At 67.0% G+C, this 20,197-nt stretch carries 19 protein-coding genes and 2 pseudogenes; 10 read left to right on the top strand and 11 right to left on the bottom strand.

Annotated features, from left to right (window positions below):
- The first annotated feature begins 39 nt into the window (after positions 1-39).
- Positions 40-303, top strand: coding sequence for a hypothetical protein (locus tag Q7V45_RS20050; protein WP_304855319.1), 264 nt, complete (start codon positions 40-42; stop codon positions 301-303).
- On the opposite strand, the gene Q7V45_RS20045 is transcribed toward Q7V45_RS20050, so the two are convergent.
- Positions 270-1,463, bottom strand: a complete 1,194-nt coding sequence (locus Q7V45_RS20045) for an AI-2E family transporter (protein ID WP_304855316.1) — start codon at positions 1,461-1,463, stop codon at positions 270-272. The genes Q7V45_RS20050 and Q7V45_RS20045 overlap by 34 nt on opposite strands.
- A gap of 113 nt (positions 1,464-1,576) precedes the next feature.
- Here Q7V45_RS20045 and Q7V45_RS20040 point away from each other — a divergent pair, with 113 nt between their 5' ends.
- From Q7V45_RS20040 to Q7V45_RS20025, 4 genes are read left to right on the top strand one after another with little or no spacing between them, the layout of a single operon-like run.
- Complete coding sequence (locus Q7V45_RS20040; protein ID WP_304855314.1) at positions 1,577-2,629, top strand: phosphotransferase; 1,053 nt, start codon at positions 1,577-1,579, stop codon at positions 2,627-2,629.
- A 26-nt stretch (positions 2,630-2,655) separates the two neighbouring features.
- Positions 2,656-3,651, top strand: coding sequence for a tripartite tricarboxylate transporter substrate binding protein (locus tag Q7V45_RS20035; protein WP_304855311.1), 996 nt, complete (start codon positions 2,656-2,658; stop codon positions 3,649-3,651).
- An 18-nt stretch (positions 3,652-3,669) separates the two neighbouring features.
- A complete protein-coding gene (locus Q7V45_RS20030) occupies positions 3,670-4,410 on the top strand; it encodes an alpha/beta fold hydrolase (RefSeq protein ID WP_304855308.1) in 741 nt (246 codons plus the stop codon).
- On the top strand, positions 4,407-4,643 hold the full coding sequence (locus tag Q7V45_RS20025; RefSeq protein WP_304855306.1) for a hypothetical protein: 237 nt from the start codon (positions 4,407-4,409) through the stop codon (positions 4,641-4,643). Before Q7V45_RS20030 ends, Q7V45_RS20025 begins: the two co-directional genes overlap by 4 nt.
- Positions 4,644-4,677: 34 nt before the next feature.
- Here the strand turns inward: Q7V45_RS20025 and Q7V45_RS20020 are convergent, their stop codons facing one another.
- The gene (locus Q7V45_RS20020) at positions 4,678-5,049 is read right to left on the bottom strand and encodes a hypothetical protein (RefSeq protein WP_304855303.1); all 372 of its coding nucleotides are present in this window, start codon (positions 5,047-5,049) and stop codon (positions 4,678-4,680) included.
- Between the two features lie 94 nt (positions 5,050-5,143).
- On the opposite strand from Q7V45_RS20020, the gene Q7V45_RS20015 reads away from it, so the two are divergent.
- Positions 5,144-5,953, top strand: a complete 810-nt coding sequence (locus Q7V45_RS20015; protein ID WP_304855300.1) for a hypothetical protein — start codon at positions 5,144-5,146, stop codon at positions 5,951-5,953.
- Positions 5,954-5,962: 9 nt separating this feature from the next.
- Here the strand turns inward: Q7V45_RS20015 and ybaK are convergent.
- From ybaK to Q7V45_RS19995, 4 genes and pseudogenes are all read right to left on the bottom strand, one after another.
- Positions 5,963-6,436: pseudogene (gene ybaK, locus Q7V45_RS20010) on the bottom strand (Cys-tRNA(Pro) deacylase).
- Between the two features lie 44 nt (positions 6,437-6,480).
- Entirely contained in the window at positions 6,481-7,707 is a 1,227-nt protein-coding gene (locus tag Q7V45_RS20005) for a hydantoinase/carbamoylase family amidase (protein WP_304855297.1), read from the bottom strand.
- A gap of 140 nt (positions 7,708-7,847) precedes the next feature.
- On the bottom strand, positions 7,848-9,116 hold the full coding sequence (locus Q7V45_RS20000) for an amidase (protein WP_304855294.1): 1,269 nt from the start codon (positions 9,114-9,116) through the stop codon (positions 7,848-7,850).
- Positions 9,113-10,420, bottom strand: coding sequence for an amidase (locus tag Q7V45_RS19995; RefSeq protein WP_304855292.1), 1,308 nt, complete (start codon positions 10,418-10,420; stop codon positions 9,113-9,115). Before Q7V45_RS19995 ends, Q7V45_RS20000 begins: the two co-directional genes overlap by 4 nt.
- Before the next feature lie 67 nt (positions 10,421-10,487).
- On the opposite strand from Q7V45_RS19995, the gene Q7V45_RS19990 reads away from it, so the two are divergent.
- Entirely contained in the window at positions 10,488-12,092 is a 1,605-nt protein-coding gene (locus tag Q7V45_RS19990; protein WP_304855290.1) for an ABC transporter substrate-binding protein, read from the top strand.
- Here the strand turns inward: Q7V45_RS19990 and Q7V45_RS19985 are convergent.
- Both Q7V45_RS19985 and Q7V45_RS19980 read right to left on the bottom strand, forming a co-directional pair.
- Positions 12,089-12,982: a DMT family transporter gene (locus Q7V45_RS19985; protein WP_304855286.1), complete on the bottom strand. Its 894-nt coding sequence runs from the start codon at positions 12,980-12,982 to the stop codon at positions 12,089-12,091. The two genes, Q7V45_RS19990 and Q7V45_RS19985, sit on opposite strands and share 4 nt — an antisense overlap.
- Positions 12,979-15,288: a xanthine dehydrogenase family protein molybdopterin-binding subunit gene (locus Q7V45_RS19980; protein ID WP_304855283.1), complete on the bottom strand. Its 2,310-nt coding sequence runs from the start codon at positions 15,286-15,288 to the stop codon at positions 12,979-12,981. Before Q7V45_RS19980 ends, Q7V45_RS19985 begins: the two co-directional genes overlap by 4 nt.
- A 112-nt stretch (positions 15,289-15,400) precedes the next feature.
- On the opposite strand from Q7V45_RS19980, the gene Q7V45_RS19975 reads away from it, so the two are divergent.
- On the top strand, positions 15,401-16,129 hold the full coding sequence (locus Q7V45_RS19975; protein WP_304855279.1) for a glutathione S-transferase N-terminal domain-containing protein: 729 nt from the start codon (positions 15,401-15,403) through the stop codon (positions 16,127-16,129).
- 4 nt (positions 16,130-16,133) lie between these two features.
- On the opposite strand, the gene Q7V45_RS19970 is transcribed toward Q7V45_RS19975, so the two are convergent.
- Positions 16,134-17,606: an MFS transporter gene (locus Q7V45_RS19970; protein WP_304855277.1), complete on the bottom strand. Its 1,473-nt coding sequence runs from the start codon at positions 17,604-17,606 to the stop codon at positions 16,134-16,136.
- Positions 17,607-17,674: 68 nt separating this feature from the next.
- On the opposite strand from Q7V45_RS19970, the gene Q7V45_RS19965 reads away from it, so the two are divergent.
- Positions 17,675-18,943, top strand: coding sequence for an MFS transporter (locus Q7V45_RS19965; protein ID WP_304855275.1), 1,269 nt, complete (start codon positions 17,675-17,677; stop codon positions 18,941-18,943).
- A gap of 10 nt (positions 18,944-18,953) precedes the next feature.
- Here Q7V45_RS19965 and bla read toward each other — a convergent pair.
- Both bla and Q7V45_RS19955 read right to left on the bottom strand, forming a co-directional pair.
- Positions 18,954-19,461 (bottom strand): annotated as a pseudogene (gene bla / locus Q7V45_RS19960) (class A beta-lactamase); the annotation flags it as partial.
- Positions 19,418-19,552: a hypothetical protein gene (locus Q7V45_RS19955; protein ID WP_304855272.1), complete on the bottom strand. Its 135-nt coding sequence runs from the start codon at positions 19,550-19,552 to the stop codon at positions 19,418-19,420. The pseudogene bla and the gene Q7V45_RS19955, both read right to left, overlap by 44 nt.
- A gap of 162 nt (positions 19,553-19,714) precedes the next feature.
- Here Q7V45_RS19955 and Q7V45_RS19950 point away from each other — a divergent pair, with 162 nt between their 5' ends.
- Entirely contained in the window at positions 19,715-20,188 is a 474-nt protein-coding gene (locus tag Q7V45_RS19950; RefSeq protein WP_304855270.1) for a hypothetical protein, read from the top strand.
- The last annotated feature ends 9 nt before the right edge of the window (positions 20,189-20,197 follow it).

Below are 20,197 nucleotides of genomic sequence, written 5' to 3'. Positions count from 1 at the left end.
CCAACCCCCGTCCGGCCTCGTCTGGAGAAGAGCCCCTCGATGATCGGCCCCCTGCTCCGGGTCGCGGCAAGCTCTGCCGCGGCCCGTTCGCTGCGCATCGCCGCGCAGGACGCGGTGAACCGCGCCCTGCTCACGGTCGGTGCCGCGCTCGCCGTTGCCGTCGGCGCGATCTTCCTGACGTTTTCTGCCTTGTCGCTATTGGAGAGCCAGCTCAATCCCGCCGGCGCCTCGGCGATCGTCGGTGCCTTCTGGGGCCTGCTGGGCCTCGGCTACTTCGTAGCCACCCGGCGACGCCGCACCTGAACCGGCGTCACCGACGCAAGCGGCGGCTTAACCGCCAACCGGTCGCTCACGGGGCGATCCTCCGACAACAGGACTTCCAGCCAGCGCAGCGACGGCAGATGCGCGGCGACCGTGCTGATGAGGATCAACAGCGGCACCGCCACGATCGCGCCCACCGCCCCCCACATCCATCCGAGAAAAGCGACGCCGGAAAACACCGCAACCGTGTTGAGCGCGCAGCGCCGACTGACGAAGGCCGGCGTGATGAGCTGGGACTCCACGAAATGAATGGCCGCGAGGATCGCGGGCGCCGCCAGCATGTGTACCCAGTCGTCGTAGGTCAGGAGCGCAACGAAGGCGACCAGGCCGATCGCCACCGGCGGTCCGACGAACGGCACGAAGGACGCGAGGCCCACCAGCACACCCCACAGGATCGGATTGGGAAATCCCAGCAACGCCAGCACGATGGTCGAGACCACTGCCACCAGCGAGTAGATGACCACCAGGGCGAACAGGTAGGTGCCGACGCGGTCGTTGATGTCCCGCATGACCCGCGCAATCCGCACGCGGGTCGTGAAGTTGATCGGCACCCGGAGGATCTGCCTCTTGTGGTCGTTACGGTGCGCGAGAATCATGAACGACAGGACGGCTGCGTAGCCGATCTGCAGGAGCACCGCCGGCGTCGTGCTCATGAGCTCCGAGAGCAGGGACTGCTCCCGGACGACGACCGTCTCGGGCGGCTTCCGTTCCGTGTTGGCTTGCGCGGGCTGTGCCTGGGTTGCCTGCTCTACCCGGTCGGTAACCTGTTTCACGAAGGCCAGCGACTTGCGCAGCCCCTCGAGCTTCCGCTCGAGCGTGTAAGTCAGGTAGGGGGCCTGTTCGGCCCATGCGGACAGGGCCGGCGCAGACACCGCCAGCACGCCTGCGACCACAAGGGCGAGCAGCGAGACGGAGGCACCTGCCGCGGCCGTCGGGGGAAGTCGCAGGCGTTCGAACTTCTTGGCGACCGGCGTCATGATCAGGGCGAGGACGATCGCGGCGGCGGTGGGAATGAGGAAGTCGCGCGCCAGATAGGCCACGACACCAACCGCGCAGACCGCCAGGACGATCAACGGACGACGTATCGCCGACCCGCCCTGGACGTGGACGGTCGGTACACTCTCGATTGATTTTTGAACCACGGAACCTCGCTGGTGCCGGTAACGCCTCCTTGAAGACAGAGTTCCCGCACGTTCCTCCCTGCGGGATGCAGTGTTTGCGCAACGGCGCACGCCGACATTACGCTCGACGCCACATGCCGACATACGCCGACACCGTCCCCGTGATGGAGCGCCACCGTTTCGACGTGGACTCCCTCGATCGCTACTTCCGCGAGAAGCTCGAAGGCTATCGCGGCGGGCTTGAGGTCCGCCAGTTCGACTCCGGCCATTCCAATCCGACCTTCTTCGTCGCCGCCGACATGGAAGATGGCCGCCGGGACTTCGTGCTGCGCAAGAAGCCGCCCGGTCAGCTGGTCGCCTCGGCGCATCAGGTCGACCGCGAGTTCCGCGTGATCTCCGCCCTCGCCGCGACCGACGTGCCCGTCGCCCCGGCCCGGCTGCTGTGCGACGACGACGCCGTCCTCGGCCAGATGTTCTACGTCATGGAAGCCGTGCCCGGGCGCATCCTCGTGAACGCGGCAATGCCCGACCAGACTCCGGCCGAACGCACCGCGATCTTCAATTCCATGAATGACGTGCTCGCCCGGCTGCACAAGGTCGATCCCGTGAAGGTCGGGCTCGGCGATTACGGCCGCAGCGGCCAGTACATCGCCCGCCAGATTTCGCGCTGGAGCCGGCAGTATGCCGAGCTCAAGACCGAGGACATTCCGGCCATGGACAAGCTCTCGTCCTGGCTGCCGGAGAACATCCCCGACGACGGCGATCCCACCACCATCGTCCACGGCGACTATCGGTTGGGCAACCTGATCGTCCATCCGACCGAACCCCGCGTGGTGGCGGTGCTCGACTGGGAGCTGTCGACGCTCGGCCACCCCTTGTGCGACGTCGCCTACAATTGTCTCGGCTATCACCTGAAGGAACCGCCGCACGGTTTCGCCACAGTCGACTTCGCGACGCTGGGGCTTCCCACCGAACAGGAGTATGTCGCCGCCTACTGCCGACGGACCGGGCGCACGTCGATTCCCAACTGGAACTACTACCTGGCCTTCTCCCTGTTCCGCCTCGCCGCCATCGCGCAGGGCGTCTACCGCCGCGGCCTGCAGGGCAACTCGTCCAACCCCGAATCAATCAAGATGAGCAAGTCCGCGCGAGAACGGGCCGAGCTCGCATGGAGTCTGGTGTCTTAACAAGAAACGTCCTGGAGGAAACGAGCATGACAATGAGGAAGATCGGCCGGCGCACTTCGATCCTGATGACCGGCGCGGCACTGACTGCACCGCTTGCGGCGAGCGTGCGCGCCCAGCAGACCGGCCTGCCCGACAAGCCGCTGAAGATCCTCGTCGGATTCCCCGCCGGCGGCGGCACCGACGTGATGGCGCGCCTGCTCGCCGAACCGCTGAAGCAGCGCACCGGCCGCAACGTCATCATCGAAAACAAGGCCGGCGCCTCCGGCACGATCGCGGCGGCAGACCTCAAGAACGCACCCACCGACGGCACGACCATCGCCTACGTGCCGTCAGCGACCATCGTGCAGAAGCTCACCATGCCCGGCGTGCCGTTCGACCCGCTGACCGACCTCGCCCCGATCACGCTCGCCGGAACGGTTCAGACCGCCTTCTGCGTGTCGCCGACCATCGGTGTCAGCAACCTCAAGGAATACGTCGAGTGGCTGAAGAAGAACCCGACGCGCGCCTCGTTCGGCACGACGGCCCTGGGTTCCTTCACGCACTTCTTCGGCGTCATGGCCGGCAAGGCGGTCGGCATTCCGCTCGAGCCGGTGCCTTATCGAGGCGCCGCGCCGCTGGTCGCCGACCTGCAGGGTGGCCATATCGCGGCCGGCTGCGGCGGCATCACCGACTTCCTGGAGCATCACCGCGCCGGCAAGGTGAAGGTGATCTTCACGTCCGGCGTGAAGCCAACGACGTCGGCGCCCGAGATTCCCACCATCACCCAGCTGGGCTATCCGCAGCTCTCGATCCTCGGCTGGTACGTCTTCTTCGCACCGCCCAAGACCCCGGCCCCGCTGATCGATGCGTGGGGCAAGGAATTGAAGGCGGTCCTGGCGATTCCCGAAATCCAGAGCAGACTGGTCGGGCTGGGTCTGGACGTCGAGACTTCGACGCCCGCCCAGGTCACGGAGCGGATGACGGCGGACCTCGCACGCTGGAAGACGATCATCGATTCGATCGGCTATAAGCCGCAGGGTTGATCGAACGGAGGCGAGTGCATGCCGATCCTGAAGCGGCCCGATGCCGAGATCCACTACGAGGTCCACGGCAAAGGCTTTCCGCTGCTGCTCTACGCACCGGGCGGCCTGCGTTCGGCGATCGAGTTCTGGGGGCCCGGCGCCGATGGCGCGCGGCGTTCCTGGATGGATCCCCGTGTCGCACTCGCCGACAGGTTCACCGTCATCTCGATGGACCAGCGGAACGCGGGCAGATCGGTGGCCGACGTGAAGGCAGACCATGGCTGGCACACGTTTGCCGCCGACCATCTCGCGCTGATCGACCATCTGGGCTTCGGGCGCTTCTCGGTGATGGGTGGCTGCATCGGCGGCAGCTACTGCTTCGAGGCGATCGAACAGGCACCGGACCGCGTTGCCGCCGCCGTGCTGCAGAATCCGATCGGCCTGTGGGAGAACCGCGACACCTGGGATGCGGCCGTACAAGGCTACAGCGAGACCGTGCGGGCGCGCGATGCCTCGATCTCCGAGGCCACGATCCAGAGCTTCGGCCGGAACATGTTCGGCCAGGACTTCGTCTTCTCGGTCACGCGCGACTTCGTGAGAAACTGCAGGACACCGTTGCTGCTGCAGCCGGGTACCGACAAGCCGCACCCCGCCCATACCAGCGACGAGATTGCGGCGCTCGCGCCCTACATCGAAGTGCAGAAGGATTGGCGCGGGCCGCAGTTCCTGCAGGAATCGATCACGCGCGTCCGCACTTTCCTCGAGAAGCACGCACGATGATGAAGAGACCGACGATCCTGCTCACCACCTTGCTCGCGATGACCGCGGCACTCGTGGCGACAGCCCAGGCCCAGGACGTCTGGGGGGCCGTCGCGACCGACAACGAACGCCTGTTCGGCGTGTCGGCCGGCATGGCGACGCGCGAGGCGGCCGAACAATCCGCCTGGAACGAATGCAATGCGCGGGTGCCCAGCAATTCCTGCACCATCCGCAGCGCCCGCTGCTTCGAATAGGCTTGCGCCAGGGACGGATTGCTGCCGGCCGCCGCTACGACCGGGAGTTCTCGGCGAGCCACTTTCGCGCCTCGTGAAGGCTCTGAAACACCTTCACCGGGCGCAGACCAGCGGTGAGACGGGCGAAGGTTTCGGCATTGTCGGCCGCCTGGCCGGGACTGACGACGAAAGCCAGCGGCCCTCGCGGCTTGTCGCCGTTCCGGGAAACGAGAGCGGCGATCGCCTCGACGGCTGCCTTGTCCACCGGAGCGGTGGGCGAGGCAATGTCGATGATCTTGCCATAGTGCAGGACGTCGCTTGCGAGCACCTGCTGCACGGCTTCGCGGACATCGTCTGCCGTGAACGCGCCTCGAACGACGGCGATGATCAGCCGGCCGGGATGGAAGACATCGACATGGATCGGCATGGTTTGCGGTCTGCGTTGCTCACATTCTACCGCATCCAGGCGGCAGGGTAGCGCGATTACCATGTTCGGCCGTGCGTGCAAACAGGAGTAGCTGGTGGAGAAGATCGCCGTCGTCGTCGTCGTGGCCGTGGCGGCCGGTGCCGCCCTCTATCTGTTTGGCCGCACGGCCTCCTCCCGGCAGCGTCTGACGCGGTCGGTGGCGGCGGCAATCGCCGGGGCGCTGGCCGCCGCCGGCGCGGTCTACGGGCTCGAGGCCCTGACCGGCGACGACACCCAGATGGTCGACAATGCCATGGTGGAAGCGCGCACTCTGCCTCTCGTCGGCCTGGTGCTGGCAGACGTGCCCGACGCCGAGCCACGGCTGCGCGCCTCGCTGAAGGAGGAGCTGCGCAATCCGACGACCCAGGGCGCACCGCGTCCCCTGGTGCTGATGAGCGAGTTGCGCGCCACCCACATCGTGCCGGCCTTGAAGGCGGCCGACGCCGCCGATGCCGAGAGCGTGCTGGCGGCGCGCATCGCGTTGATGCGGCACCTGCGCGGCACCAACGTCCAGGCCTGTCGCGAGCTTGCGCTGATCGGCATCCAGCATGCCGACCGGCTCGACCCGCAAGGCCAGCAATTGATGCGCAACATGCTCACGGCCATGGAGAAGGCCTATCGCTCGGGCCGCATGGCGCTGAAGCCGGGCGCCGCCGCGCCGCCGCCGGTGCCGAATGACACCGAAGCGCGAGGCCTGCTCGTCGAGGCAGGCCTGACGCCCGACGACTTCGAAAAGCTGCAGAACCTCGCGAAGCTCTCGGGCGAGGAAGCCTGCGAACTGGGCATTCGCCTGAACGGCACCCCCTCCAGGCTGCCACCCGACAAGGCGGGTGGCCTCGCCCGCTATCTGGCGGCGGCGCAGTAGGCGAAGGCGCTACGCCACCAGAGGCGCCACGACGGCTTTCAGCACCATCGCGACGTCCTGCGGGGACATCCGCACCTGCAGGCCGCGCTGGCCGCCGTTGAGGAAGACGAGTTCGTGCGCCATCGCCTAGGCCTCGAGGGCTGTCCGCACGGGCCGCATCTGGCCGAACGGGCTGATGCCGCCGACCTTGTAGCCGGTCATCCGCTCGGCGTCGGCGGGCTTCATCATCTCGGCCGACTTCCCCTTGAAGGACGCGGCCAGCTTCTTCATCGAGACCTCGCGATCGGAGGGTACGATCACGCAGGCGGGCTTGCCGTCGACCAGGGTCATCAGGGTCTTGAGCACGCGCGCCGGCGCCTCGCCCAGCGCCTCGGCCGCCTGCAGGCCGACCTTGTCGGCATCGGGATCATAGTCGTAGGTGTGGACTGTGAAGGCGACCTTCGCCTGCTCCAGCGCCTTGGTGGCGCGCGTGACCTTCGACATCCCGGCTCCTCGCTCGACGAGGAGCAGGATAGCGTCGTCGCCCGTCAGTTTCCCTTCAGAATTTTCGCCGTGGCGTCGGCGAAGACCTGGCATCCCAGCACGATGTCGGCGTCATGGGTGTTCTCGGTGAAGTGATGCGAGATCCCGCCGATCGAGGGCACGAACATCATGGCTGCCGGCATCTTCAGCCCGATCACCTGCGCATCGTGGCCCGCGCCCGACGGCATGCGAACGTGTTTGTCCGGCGCATGGACCGCCGCCGACTCCTCGATCGCCTCGAGGAAGCGCTCGTCCATCAGCAATGGCTGGGTGCGTGAGAGGTTCACGCATTCGACGGTGCAGGGACTGTTCTTCTGGTGGTCCGCCACGATCTCCATAAGCTTCGCCTCGAAAGCCTGCAGGATCTTCTGGTCGGCGTCACGGAACTGGAGAATCATCTCGGCCCGGCCGGGAACGATCGCCGGCGCACCCGGCTCCAGCACCATCTTGCCGACCGTCCACACGCTGCGCGGGCCCGCGACGGCGGGGAACTTGTCCATCACGTCGTTGTAGAGCCGCATCATGGCGACACCGGCATCCTTGCGGATCGGCATGGGGGTCGTGCCCGCATGGTTCTGGATGCCGCTGAAGGTCAGGCGGAACTGCATGATTCCGACGATCGCCGTGACGATGCCGATGTGCTTCTCACCCGCTTCCAGCAGGCCGCCCTGCTCGATATGGGCTTCGAGATAGCCGCGATACCGTCCCTCCTCCAGGTGCTCGCGCGGCACGCCTTCGAGACCGGCCGCCTTCAGGGCCTCGCGCATCGGCGTGCCCTCGTCGCGGTGCCTGGCCTTGTCGATATCGGCCTCGGAGAAGATGCCGATGAAAGAGCGGCTGCCGGTCATCTGGCCCCAATGGCCCTCCTCGTCGGCCCAGGAGGCGACGTCGACGGCGAGATGCGCCGTTTCGGGATCTTCCGCCAGCGCCCGCGCCACTTCGAGCCCGTAGATCACGCCCATGACGCCATCGAGCCAGCCGCCGCGCGGCTGGGTGTCGGAGTGCGAGCCGATCAGGATCCGCGGGCCGGTCTTCGGACTCTTGCCGATCACCGTGCCGATGCCGTCGATCACCGGCTCGAGGCCCGCTTCCTTCATACGCGCCGCGAGCCAGTGCCGGCTCTCCACATCCTGGGGTGACAGATGCGGCCGGTGCACGCCGGTCTGGTAGCGGCCGAAATCGGCAATGCGCCGAAGGTCGGCGAGCAGTCGTTCACCGTTGATCGTGGGCATTTGCTATCTCCCCTTCCTCATCCTGAGGAGCATCGCGCAGCGATGCGTCTCGAAGGATGGGCAACAGACGTGGTGCGGGATCCCATCCTTCGAGACGCGGCCCTGAGGGCCGCTCCTCAGGATGAGGGTTTGTGTGTTCATCAATTGAGATGCGCCGCCACCCAGGCGGCAAGGGAAAGCAGCCGGTCGTCGGCATGACGCAGGCCGACGAGCTGGACGCCGAGCGGCAGGCCCCGTGGACCGGTGCCGGCCGGCAGGGTCACGCACGGCGTGCCCGCCAGCGTCCAGATCGAATTGAAGACCGGATCGCCGGTGAAGGCGATCCCCTGCGGTGCCTCGCCGGGCGCGCTTGGTGTCAGAAGCAGGTCCACCCTGTCGAACAGCGAATCGACATGCGCCTTGAAGGCCGTGGCCTTGCGCTGGGCTGCGACGTAACGCTCGAAGGAGACGGCGAGGCCGCGCTTCATCGGGCCGTTCATCAGCTCGTCGCTGAGCTTGTCGGGATTGCGCACCCGCTCGTCGGCATAGTTGCGCACGCTCTCGAAGCCGGTGATCGCGGCATGGTCGTCGATGATGTCGGCGAACGGGGCGGCAAAGGCCACGTCGATCACCGACGCCCCCTTGTCGGAGAGCCTGGTCGCGGTCTGCTCGATCAGCGCCTTGGTTTCGGGCTCGGCCTTGTCCCAGACCGGTGACCGGCAGACGCCGATGCGCGGCCGGCCGATGTCCCGGTCGATGCGGACCGGCGGCAGCTTCAGCACGGCGGCACGGAACAGCGCGATATCGTCGAGCGTTCGCGCCATCAGGCCCAGCGTGTCGACCGAATGGCACTGCATCTTGATACCGACGCGGGAGAAGTCGCCGAAAGTCGGCTTGTAGCCCACCACGCCGCAGTAGGCGGCGGGGCGGATCACCGAGCCGCCGGTCTGCGTACCGAAGGCCAGCGGCACGTGGCCGTCGGCCACCGCGGCGGCTGACCCGGAGGACGAGCCACCCGGCGTGTAGGCGGCGTTGTGCGGGTTCGTGGTCGCGCCGGCGTGACGGTTGGCGAACTCCGTCGTCACCGTCTTGCCCATGATGACGGCATTGGCGGTCCGGCACAGCGCCACGCAGGCGGCATCGCCGAACGGCACCTTGCCCTCGAAGATCGGCGAGTTGTGGCCGGTCGGCATGTCGTAGGTGTCGATGATGTCTTTCACACCGACCGGGATGCCGCGCAGCAGTCCGCCACTTGCAGCGTCGGCCGCCCGGGCCTGGGCGATGGCCTGGTCGGGATCGAGATGGGCCCAGGCCTTCACGACACCGTCGCGTTCGGCGATGCGGTCGAGACAGCCGCGCACCAGTCTCTCGGAGGTCAGCGTGCCGGCTTCGATGGCGGCAACGGCTTCGAGGGCTGTGATCTCCTTCATGACAGCACACCCCGCGCCCAGGCGGCGATGTCGAGCAGGCCTGCATCCTCGTGCTGGCGACCGACCAGTTGCACGCCGACCGGCAAGCCCGTCGGTCCCTTTGTCAGCGGCAGGGTCACGCAGGGCATCCAGAGATAGGTCCAGAGCAGGTTGAAGGTGGCGTCGCCGGTGCGTTCGAGGCCGAGCGGCGCTTCGCCCTTGGCCGGCGCCGTCAGGATGACGTCGATCTCTTCGAACAGCGCGTCGACGGCGGCGCGTCCGGTCTCGCCGAGCTTGCGGGCGTCGACCCAGGTCGCATAGTCGATCTTCGAGCCGGCCTCGAGCTTGTCCTTCTTCAGGCTCTCGCTCAGCAGCCCGGGAAAGCGCCGCGCCTCGTCGGCATGGGCGCGCGGCCCGTCGAAGGCCGACAGCGTCTTCTGGCCCTGGGTCATGTCGCGTACCGGCGTGGGCAGCTCGATCTCCTTCACCTGGGCACCCGCCTTGGCGAAGGCCGCCGCCGCGTCGTTCACGGCCTTGGTGCCCTCGGGCGACAGCTCGTCGCGATGATGCGTGAAGGCGACGGCGATCCGAGGCGGCCGGTCGAGCCTGGCGATCGGCGCGTAAGGGATCGCCATGAGTGCTGCCCGGAACAGGGCAATGTCCTCGACGCTGCGCGCATAGGCACCAATCGTGTCGAGCCACTCCGTATTGGCTTTCATGCCGGCCGGCGCGAAATGCCCGTAGCTCGGTTTGTAGCCGACGATGCCGCAAAAAGCGGCGGGACGGATCACCGAGCCGCCGGTCTGCGTGCCGGTGCCGAGCACGCTCTGGAAGTCCGCGACGGCCGCCGCCGAGCCGGACGAGGAGCCGCCGGGCGTATGCGCGGGATTGTGCGGGTTCTTCGTCGGGCCGGGATGGCGGTTGGCGAACTCCGTGGTCACCGTCTTGCCGAGCAGGATGGCGCCGGCCTGGCGCGCCAGCGCCACGGTGGCGGCATCGGCGAGCGGCTGGTGCGTGCGATAGATCGGCGAGCCGTAGGTCGTCGGCTGGTCGAACGAATCGATGATGTCCTTCACGCCCATCGGGATGCCGTGCAGCAGGCCCCGGCGTGGTCCGCGATCGAGCATCCTGGCGGTTTCCAGGGCAGCCTCGCGCGCGAGATGCGACCAGGCGAGCACGTCGGCGTCGCGCTGGTCGATGCGTTCGAGATGATCGCGCACGATCGCCTCGGCGGTTGCCGCTCCAGCGTCCAGTCTTTGCGCCAGTTCGGTGGCAGTGAGCGTATTCAGGGCGGCCATGATCGACAGCAAAACAGCAAGAAGCATGCCGCGTCCACCATGCCGTGCAGTGGCTCGTTTCGTGCTTCGTGCAACGGAACCACGGAGGTTTCGCATGCTCACCCGTCGCGCCGCTCTACTCGCCGGCACCGCCCTTCCCTTCATCGGCTCGAGCTCGGCCAAGGCACAGCAGCCTTCGACGCTTCGAATCGCCATGACGCTTGCCGACATTCCGGCAACCGACGGCGCGCCGGACCAGGGCACCGAAGGCATCCGCTTCATGGGCTATACGATGTACGACCCGCTGGTCGCCTGGGACCTGTCGTCCGCGACCGCCCCGGCGAAGCTGGTGCCCGGGCTCGCGACCAAGTGGTACCAGGACCCGGCCGATCCGACGAAATGGATCTTCGAGCTGCGCCAGGGCGTGAAGTTCCATGACGGCTCGGACTTCAACGCCGACGCGGTGATCTTCAGCATCGACCGCGCCCTGAACGACAAGTCGCCGGTCTTCGACCGCGTAGGACGCAGCGTGCTGCTGGCGGCTCTCTGGCCGCTGGTCGGCTACCGGAAGATCGACGACTACAAGGTCGAGCTGCAGACCAAGGGCGTCGACACGATCATGCCGTCTCTGCTCAACCGCTTCCCGATCTCGAGTCCGGCCAATTTCGACAAGGTCGGCCGGGACTGGCAGGCCTATCGCAAGTCGCCGTCAGGCACCGGCCCGTGGAAGATGAAGTCGTGGACGCCGCGCGAGCGCGCCGAGCTGGAGCGCAACAACGATTACTGGGACAAGGCGCGCGTGCCCAAGAGCGAGCGCATGGTGCTGCTGCCGATCCCCGACGTCTCCACGCGTACCGCGGCCCTCCTGTCGGGCCGGGTCGACTGGATCGAGGCGCCCGCGCCCGATTCGCTCGACAGGCTGCGCGCCGCCGGCTGCAATATCGAGACGAACGCGATCCCGCATATGTGGCCCTATACGCTGAGCATGCTGCCGGGCGCGCCGACCGCCGACATTCGGGTGCGCAAGGCGCTGAACCTCGCGGTCGACCGCGACGCGATGGTGAAGCTGCTGAACGGCCTCGCCGCCCCGGCCGTGGGCTGCGTGCCGACCGACCATCCCTGGTTCGGCAATCCGAGCTTCAAGATCCGCTATGATCCGGCGGAGGCGAAGAAGCTGCTGGCCGAGGCGGGCTACGGTCCGCAGAAGAAGCTCAAGATGAAGGTCGCGATCTCGACCTCCGGCTCTGGCCAGATGTATCCGCTGATCATGAACGAGTTCATCCAGCAGCAATTCGCCGAAGTCGGCGTCGACCTCGAGTTCCAGGTGATGGACTGGAACGCGCTGCTGAACTTCATGCGCCAGGGCGCCAAGGCGCCGGAAGCGGCTTCGTTCAGCGCCATCAACGTGAGCTGGAACACGATGGACCCGCACAACGCCTTCATGCGCTTCGTCGACAGCCAGCAGGTCCCGCCCAAGGGCTCGAACTGGGGCTACATCAACGATCCGGAGTTCGACAAGCTGGCCGCCGAGGCGCGCACCACGTCCGACCCGGGGGAACTCGACAAGGTATTGGCCAGGATCAACACCCGCATGGTCGACCAGGCGGTGTTCGTGTGGTTCGTCCACGACGTCTGGCCGAACGCGATCTCGTCCAAGGTGAAGGGCTACGTCCATCCCAAGAGCTGGTACGTCGACTTCTCACCGGTGACGGTGGGCTAACCCGGCTTTCGCTGCGACCAGCCGATATAGAGGCCGGCGCCGACGATGATGGCGGCACCGACCCAGCCCAGGAAATCCGGGAAATCGCCGAAGAAGAAATAGCCCACGACCACCGAGCCGATGAGCTGCATGTACTGGAACGGCGCCACGATGTTGGCCGGTGCATAGGTAAGCGCCCGCGCCACGAAATAGTGGCCCATGGCACCGAGCACGCCGAGGCTGCAGAAGAAGATGATGTCGCGAGCACCGTGCGGCGTCTTCCAGACGAACGGCAGGACCAGCAGCATGCCGAAGCCGCCCACGATCGAGCTGTAGATCGTCGAGGTCTCCGGCGTGTCGATGGCCGAGATGAGTCGCGTCAGGACCTGATAGATGGCGTAGCAGGCCGCGCTCAGCAGCGGCAGCAGCGCCGCCCACTGGAAGACCGCGCTGCCCGGCTGGATCAGGATCAGCACGCCCACGAAGCCGACCAACAACGCGCCGATATGGGCCCGCGCGGCGCGTTCGCCCAGAACCAGCCAGGCAAGCGGCAGCACGAGCAGCGGCGCCATCATGGTGATCGCAGCCGCCTGACCGAGCGGGATGTAGACGATGGCGAGGAAGCTCGCGACGTTCGACGTGAACAGCATCAGCGAGCGCATGAGCTGCGTGCCGAGCCGGCGCGTGCGCAGCATGCCCAGCCCGAACTTCGGGACGAAGAAGATCAGCATGAACACGATGTGGCCGAACGCCCGCGCCCACGAGATCTGAAGCGTGTTGTAGTCGGCGCCGAGAAATTTCGCGAAGCCGCTCATGACGGGAAACAACAGCCCGGCGCCGCACATGAAGAGAATGCCGGCCAGGATGCGCTGGCCGGCGGGTGCGGGGTGAGGCGCGGGCTTGGGCGTCAACGCCCGGGCTTCGCGGCTCGCAGCGCCTCCCAGACGCGCACCGGCGTGGCCGGCATTTCCAGACGCTCGACTCCGGCCGGGCGCAGCGCGTCGAGTACGGCGGCCATCACCGTCTGGGGCGCGCCGATGCAGCCCGCCTGGCCGGAGCCCTTGACGCCGAGCGGATTGGCCTCGGTCGGCCGCTCGATCAGCTCGATGTCGAAGAAGGGCAAGTCGGTCGCGCGCGGCAGCGCGTAGTCCATCAGCGAGCCGCTGAGGAGCTGACCGGATTGCGAATCGTAGACCGTATGCTCGAGCAGGGCCTGGCCGATACCCTGGGCAAGGCCGCCCTGCACCTGGCCCTCGGTCAGCATCGGATTGATCAGGCGACCGTAATCGTCGACCGCGGTGTAGCGCAGCAGGTCGATGGCACCGGTCTCGGGATCGATCTCGACCTCGGCGACGTGGCAGCCGCTGGGGAAAGTGAAAACGTCGGTGATGTTCAAGACGTGCTCGCCGAGCCCGGGTGACATGCCGTCCGGCAGGTTCGACGCGTCCTGAGCGCTGGCGGCAAGGGCAGCAAGCGACATGCCGTGATCGCTGCCGCGCACCGTAAAGCGCCCCTGGTCGTACTCGAGCTCATGCTCGCTGGCTTGCAAGAGATGGGCCGCCAGCCGTCGTGCTTTCGACAGGGCTGCGTCCATCGCCTTGACCAGCGCCGCACCCCCCATGTGCATCGAGCGCGCGCCGCCGTGACCTGCCCCGCTGCGCACGATCCGCGTGTCGGCCTGGATGTAGCGGAAGGTTTCGAGGGGCAGGCCAAGATGCTTCGAGGCGATCTGGGCGAACGACGTCTCATGCCCCTGCCCGTTCGATTCGGTACCGACGGCGATCATGACGCTGCCATCCGGCTCGAACCGCACCTCCGCTCCTTCATTGGGCGCGCCGCGCGACGTCTCGAGGAAGCAGGCGACGCCCAAGCCGCGCAGGCGGCCCCGCGCCTTCGCCGCCGCACGCCGCTCCTCGAAGCCGGGCATGCGCGCCACGGCGGCGTCGAGATTGGCGACGAAGCCGCCGGAGTCGATCGCCATGCCCATCGCCGTCCGGTGAGGAAACGACGAGATCAGGTTCTGCCGCCGCAGGTCCGCCGGATCGCGGCCCAGGACACGCGCCGCCGCCTCGATGGCACGTTCGACGATGTAGTTGGCCTCGGGCTTGCCCGCACCACGATAGGCGTCGACCGGCGTCGTATTCGTGACCGCGCCGCGCACGTCGACGGCGATCGCGGGAATGTCGTAGACGCCGCCCTGCGCCGTCGAGGCGGCAACGACCGAGGCGCCGGGCCCGTTGCCCGAGAGATAGGCGCCGAGATTGGCGACCATCGCCACGTCGAGCGCCAGGATGCGGCCCGCCGCGTCGAGTGCCATGCGCGCCGTCGCCTCGATATCGCGGCCCTGAGCCCCCATCACGAAATCCTCGGCGCGGTCGGCGAGCCAGCGGACCGGGCGCTTCAGACGGCGCGCGGCCCACAGAAGCAGGATCCATTCGGGATAGAGGAAGTTCTTCATCCCGAAGCCGCCACCGACATCGGGCGCGTGGAGCTGGATCCGCTCGGGAGCAACCTTGAAGATGAACTCCGCGAGCTGGCGGCGGATGCCGTGCAGCCCCTGCCCCGTCAGTTCGAGATCCATCGCGTCCGTTGCCGAATCGTAGCGCGCGATGCCCGCGCGCGGCTCCAGCGGCACGACGATGACACGATTGTTCGTCACGTCGACCTCGACGATGTGCGCGGCATCCTTCATCGCCGCGGCCACGGCTGAATGGTCGCCGCGCTGCACGTGATAGACGAGGTTGCCTGCCGCCTCGTCCCATAATGCGGGGGCGCCTTCCGCCAGCGCCGTGCGACCGTTGATCACCGACGGCAGCGGCTCGTAGTCGATCTCGATCCGCTCCGCCGCCTCGCGTGCGATCTCGACGCTGTCGGCCACCACGAAGCAGACCGGATCGCCGACATGGCGGACGCGGCCCGCCGCCAGCGCCGGGCGGGGCGGCACGATCAACGGCTTGACTGCCGCCAGGCACGGCATGAAGCCCAGCCCGTCCGCGGCGAGATCGTCGGCCGTGGCAGTCAGATGAACGCCCGGCATCGATGCCGCAGACGACACGTCGAGCGAACGGATCAGGGCATGGGCATGCGGCGAACGCAGAACGTAGCCGTGCAGCGCCCCGGGCTCGGCAATGTCCTCGACATAACGGCCGTGCCCGGTCAGGAAGCGCGAATCCTCCAGCCGGCGAATCGATCTCGGATCCTGATTTGTGTCCGCCACCTGGTGTTCTCCCGGCTCGTTGATTGGCAACGAACATACACCATTGACGGGCCGCGATGACCGGCGGAGGCTGCCGGCCTCCCGCCCAAATACCGCTCTTCGGAGGAAGCACATGATCGATCTGCACTACTGGCCGACGCCCAACGGCAAGAAGGTCACCATCCTGCTCGAGGAATGCGGCCTGCCCTACAAGGTCGTGCCGGTGAACATCGGACAGGGCGACCAGTTCACCGATGCCTTCCTGGAGATGAACCCCAATCACCGCATGCCGGTGATGGTCGACAACGCGCCGGCCGACGGCGGCAAGCCGCTGGTTGTCTTCGAGTCCGGCGCCATCATGATGTACATCGCCGAGAAGGCTGGGAAGTACTACCCGCAGGATCTCCGGACAAAGCACGAAGTGAACGAATGGCTGATCTGGCAGATGGCCAACCAGGGACCGAAGAGCGGCGAGTGCGGCCACTTCCGCCGCGTCGACCAGGCCAAGGAAGGCGACCAGAGCTATGCGATCCGGCGCTTCACCGACGAGGTGAACCGGCTGTACGGCGTGCTGAACAACCGCCTCTACAAGCACCGGTACCTCGCGGGCGACCAGTACACGATCGCCGACATGATCTGTTACCCGTGGACGGTGAACTGGAAGTTCCAGGGCCAGGACATCGAGGAGTTCCCCTACTTCAAGCGCTGGTTCGAGGAGCTGGGGGCGCGTCCCGCCGTCCAGAAGGGCATGGCGGTCGGCGCCGACTTCTCGGTCGATCGCGAGAAGCTGCCGCCCGAGGAGCAGGAGCGCATCCGCAAGCTGCTCTATAACCAGCGCGCCCGCCCCGTTCGCGTGGCGTAGCCCGCTACGCACGGTGCTCGCTGGAGAGAGGCGGCGCCACCTCCTCCAGCGACTTGCCCTCTGCGGCAACGCCGAGCTTCAGGGTGACCAAGGCGGCCGCGATCATCAGCGCGGCGCCCAGCAGGTAGCCCCACATGATTTCGGTCGAGCGGCCGCCCGCGATCAGCACCCCGAACAGCCACGGCCCACCGACCCCGCCGATCAGCGTGCCGAAGGCATAGAATAGGGCGATGGTGAGCGCCCGGATCTCGAGCGGGAAACACTCGCCGACCGTGAGATAGGCCGCACTCGCCGCCGCCGAGGCAAAGAAGAAGACGACGCTCCACATCGCCGTCTGGGTCGTGGCGTCGAGATGGCCGGCATCGAACATCCAGCCCGTCACGGCCAGCAGCACGCCCGAGATCGCGTAGGTGGCCGTGATCATCTGCCGGCGCCCGAGCGTGTCGAACAATGGCCCCAGCAGCAGCGGGCCCAGGAAGTTGCCGATGGCGAAAGGCAGGATGTAGAGGCCGACCTTGTCGCCCGGCACATTGTAGAATTTGGTCAGGATCAGCGCGTAGGTGAAGAAGATCGCGTTGTAGACGAAGGCCTGCGAGGCCATCAGCACCAGTCCGAGGATCGTGCGGCTGCGATCGTACTTGAGCAGGGTTCGCGCCACGGAGAGCATCGTCGTCTTGTGCGGATCGCCGAGCGTCAGCCACCGCGTCACCGGCTCCAGCTTCTTGCCCGTGTCAGCCTCCACCCGCGCCTCGATCTCCTCGACGACACCCTCGGCCTCGCGGGGCTTGCCATGGATCATCAGCCAGCGCGGGCTCTCCGGCAGGTAGCGACGCAGGTAGAGGATGACGAGGCCCAGCACGGCGCCGCTGCCGAAGGCGACCCGCCAGCCCATGTCGGGGTCGAGAACGTTGGGATCGAGCAGCCAGACCGATAGCACCGCGCCGCCGGCCGCACCGAGCCAGAAGCTGCCATTGATGGCGAGATCGATGCGGCCGCGCAGGCGCGCCGGAATCAATTCCTGGATCGCCGAATTGATCGCCGAATACTCGCCGCCGATTCCCGCGCCAGTCAGGAAGCGGAACAGCAGGAAACTGTAGAAGTCCCATGAGAAGGCCGTCGCCGCCGTGGCGACCAGGTAGACGCCCAGGGTGATGTTGAACAGCTTCTTGCGGCCCAGCCGGTCGGTGAGATGCCCGAAGAACAGCGCCCCCAGCACCGCACCTGCGAGATAGGCGCTGCCCGTCAGGCCGACCTGTTCGGCCGTGAGCTGCAGGCGCGGGCTGGTCTGCAGGGCCGCCGCCACGGAACCCGCCAAGGTGACTTCCAGACCGTCGAGGATCCAGGTGATGCCGAGCGCGATCACGACCAGCCGATGGAATCGGCTCCACGGGAGTCGGTCGAGTCGGGCGGGAACGTCGGTGCGCACAAGCGATGCAACGCATCGGTGCCGCGAAAGTTCAACCCAGTCGGGCACCACCGCCGCCGCAAGGCTGGTCTGCCGGGGTGGTGCTGGCGACGGAGAGTGCCGGCGCCTAAAGTTCGAGAATGACCGACAACACGATGGCAGCCGGCGCAGCGCCCGTCTCTGCCCCCGCGGCCCCGGCCCTTTCCGGCGCCGCGTCCGCCAACAACACGACCTTCGCCGTCATCCTGTCGCTCAGCTTCTGCCACCTGCTCAACGACATGATGCAGTCGCTGGTGCCGGCGCTGTATCCGATCCTCAAGGATTCATACGCACTGTCATTCGGCCAGATCGGATTCATCACGCTGGCCTTCCAGTGCACGGCGTCGATGCTGCAGCCGGTCGTCGGCATGTACACCGACAGGAAGCCCCAGCCTTATTCCCTGATGGTCGGCATGGGTTTCACCCTGGTGGGCCTCCTGCTGATGTCGCAGGCGAGTACCTATCCTCTGATCCTGTTCGCAGCAGCGCTGATCGGCATGGGTTCCTCGGTCTTCCATCCCGAGGCATCGCGGGTCGCTCGCATGGCCGCCGGCGGGCGCTACGGTCTCGCCCAGTCCCTGTTCCAGGTCGGCGGCAACATGGGCTCTGCCGCAGGTCCGCTGCTGGCAGCCTTCATCGTCGTGCCGGCCGGCCAGCGCAGCATCGTGTGGTTCTCGGCCGCCGCATTGGTCGCCATGATCGTGCTCTTCCAGATTGGCCACTGGTACAAGGCCAACCGCGCCAGCCAGAAGCCGGCGGCGCGGAAGACCGCCGCGGCCGCCGGTCACGTGACCCTGTCGAAGGCCAAGGTCGGGGTCGCCGTCGCGATCCTGGTGGCGCTGCTCTTCTCCAAGAACGTCTACAGCGCCAGCCTCGGCTCCTACTTCACCTTCTACCTGATCGAGAAGTTCGGGGTGGAAGTGCAGACCGCGCAGCTCTTCCTGTTCGCCTTCCTGGTCGGCATCGTCGCCGGCACGATCCTGGGCGGCATCGTGGGCGACAGGGTCGGCCGCATCCCGGTCATGTGGTTCTCGATCGTCGGCGCCCTGCCTTTCGCGCTGATGCTGCCCTACGCCAACCTGTTCTGGACCGGTATCCTGGCGGTCACGGTGGCGATCATCATGGCGTCGGCCTTCTCCGCGATCCTGGTCTATGCGCAGGACCTCCTGCCCGGCCGGGTCGGGCTGGTGGCCGGCATGTTCTTCGGCGTCTCGTTCGGCCTGGGCGGCCTCGGCGCCGCGGCGCTGGGCGAGATCGCCGACCATGCCGGCATCGAAGCCGTCTACAAGGTGACGCCCTTCCTGCTGCTGCTGGGCCTTCTCACCGCTTTCCTGCCCAAGCACCCCAGCACGCCCAAGCTGCCGGCCTGATCTTGCCTGATCAGGCGAGCCCCGCCGCCGCAATCCGTCCGGCCTCGGCGATCACCGCACTGCGGGCCTCGTCGGAGATCGTGGACCCCGTGTAGTAGGCGGTGACGAAGACCGGCGCGCGGCCTGGGGGCCAAGGCGACGGCAATGTCGTTGGCGCTGCCGTTGCCACCCGTGCCCGTCTTGTCGCCGATCCGCCAGGACGCCGGCAGGCCGGCCCTCAGCCGTTTGTCACCTGTCTTGTTCGCCACCAACCAGCCGATCAGGCGTTCGCGCGACGCGGCTGACAGGACGTCGCCGGCAACAAGCTTCTGCATCGTGCCGAGCATGGCCAGCGGTGAGGTGGTGTCGCGCGGATCGCCCGGCGTGCCCTCGTTCAGCTCGGTCTCGATGCGGTCGAGGCGGGTCACCGTATCGCCCAGTCCACGCGCGAAGGCCGTCAAGCCCGCAGGCCCGCCGAAGCTCGCGAGCATCAGGTTACCGGCGGTGTTGTCGCTCAGGGTCACGGCCGCCGCGCAGATCGCGAAGCGACGACACCGCATCGTCGGCAAAGGTCGGCAGGGAAAGCAGCGGCGCGGCCAGTAACGCGCGGCGGGCGATCGAGACGGACATGGGCTTCTCCTGAAAGCCCGCGTGCCTAAGGGCCGAATATGGCAGGAACCGGCCTGTCGCCCCTGCGTGGTTGCGCTAGACTGCTGACCGGTTTCTTCAACGGAGAATCATGTATCTGCGCATGCTGCCGCGACGCCCAGGAGACGGAATGTGATTCTCGGAATGTCCATCACGACCTTCACGGTCGTGCACGTGGTCATCAGCCTGATCACCATCGCCGCCGGCGCCATCGCGTGCGCTCGCATGCTGGAGGGCCGCCCTCTGGCTACGTGGAACTCGGTGTTCCTGCTCTTCACGGTGCTGACGACGGTGACCGGCTTCCTGTTTCCCATCACCGTCTTCACACCGGCGATCGGCGTCGGGATCGTCTCGGCTGTCGCGCTCGCACTTGCGCTGGCCGCGCTCCATGTCGGCCGCCTCGCGGGTGCATGGCGCTGGATCTACGTCGCGAGCGCCCTGTTCGCCTTCTATCTCAATGTGTTCGTCCTGGTCGTGCAGTCGTTCCAGAAGATCGGCATCCTGAACAGGTTTGCACCGACCGGCTCCGAGCCGCCGTTCGCGGTGGTGCAGGGCATCGTGTTGCTTGGCTTCATCCTGCTGGGCTTCCTGGCCCTCAGGCGCTTTCGTTCGGCCTAGAAGAAAAAC

Source organism: Reyranella sp. (assembly GCF_030651995.1).
Taxonomy (GTDB): Bacteria; Pseudomonadota; Alphaproteobacteria; order Reyranellales; family Reyranellaceae; genus Reyranella.
The sequence above is the reverse complement of the archived record's forward strand: the minus strand, read 5'-3'. Positions and strand labels throughout refer to the sequence as shown.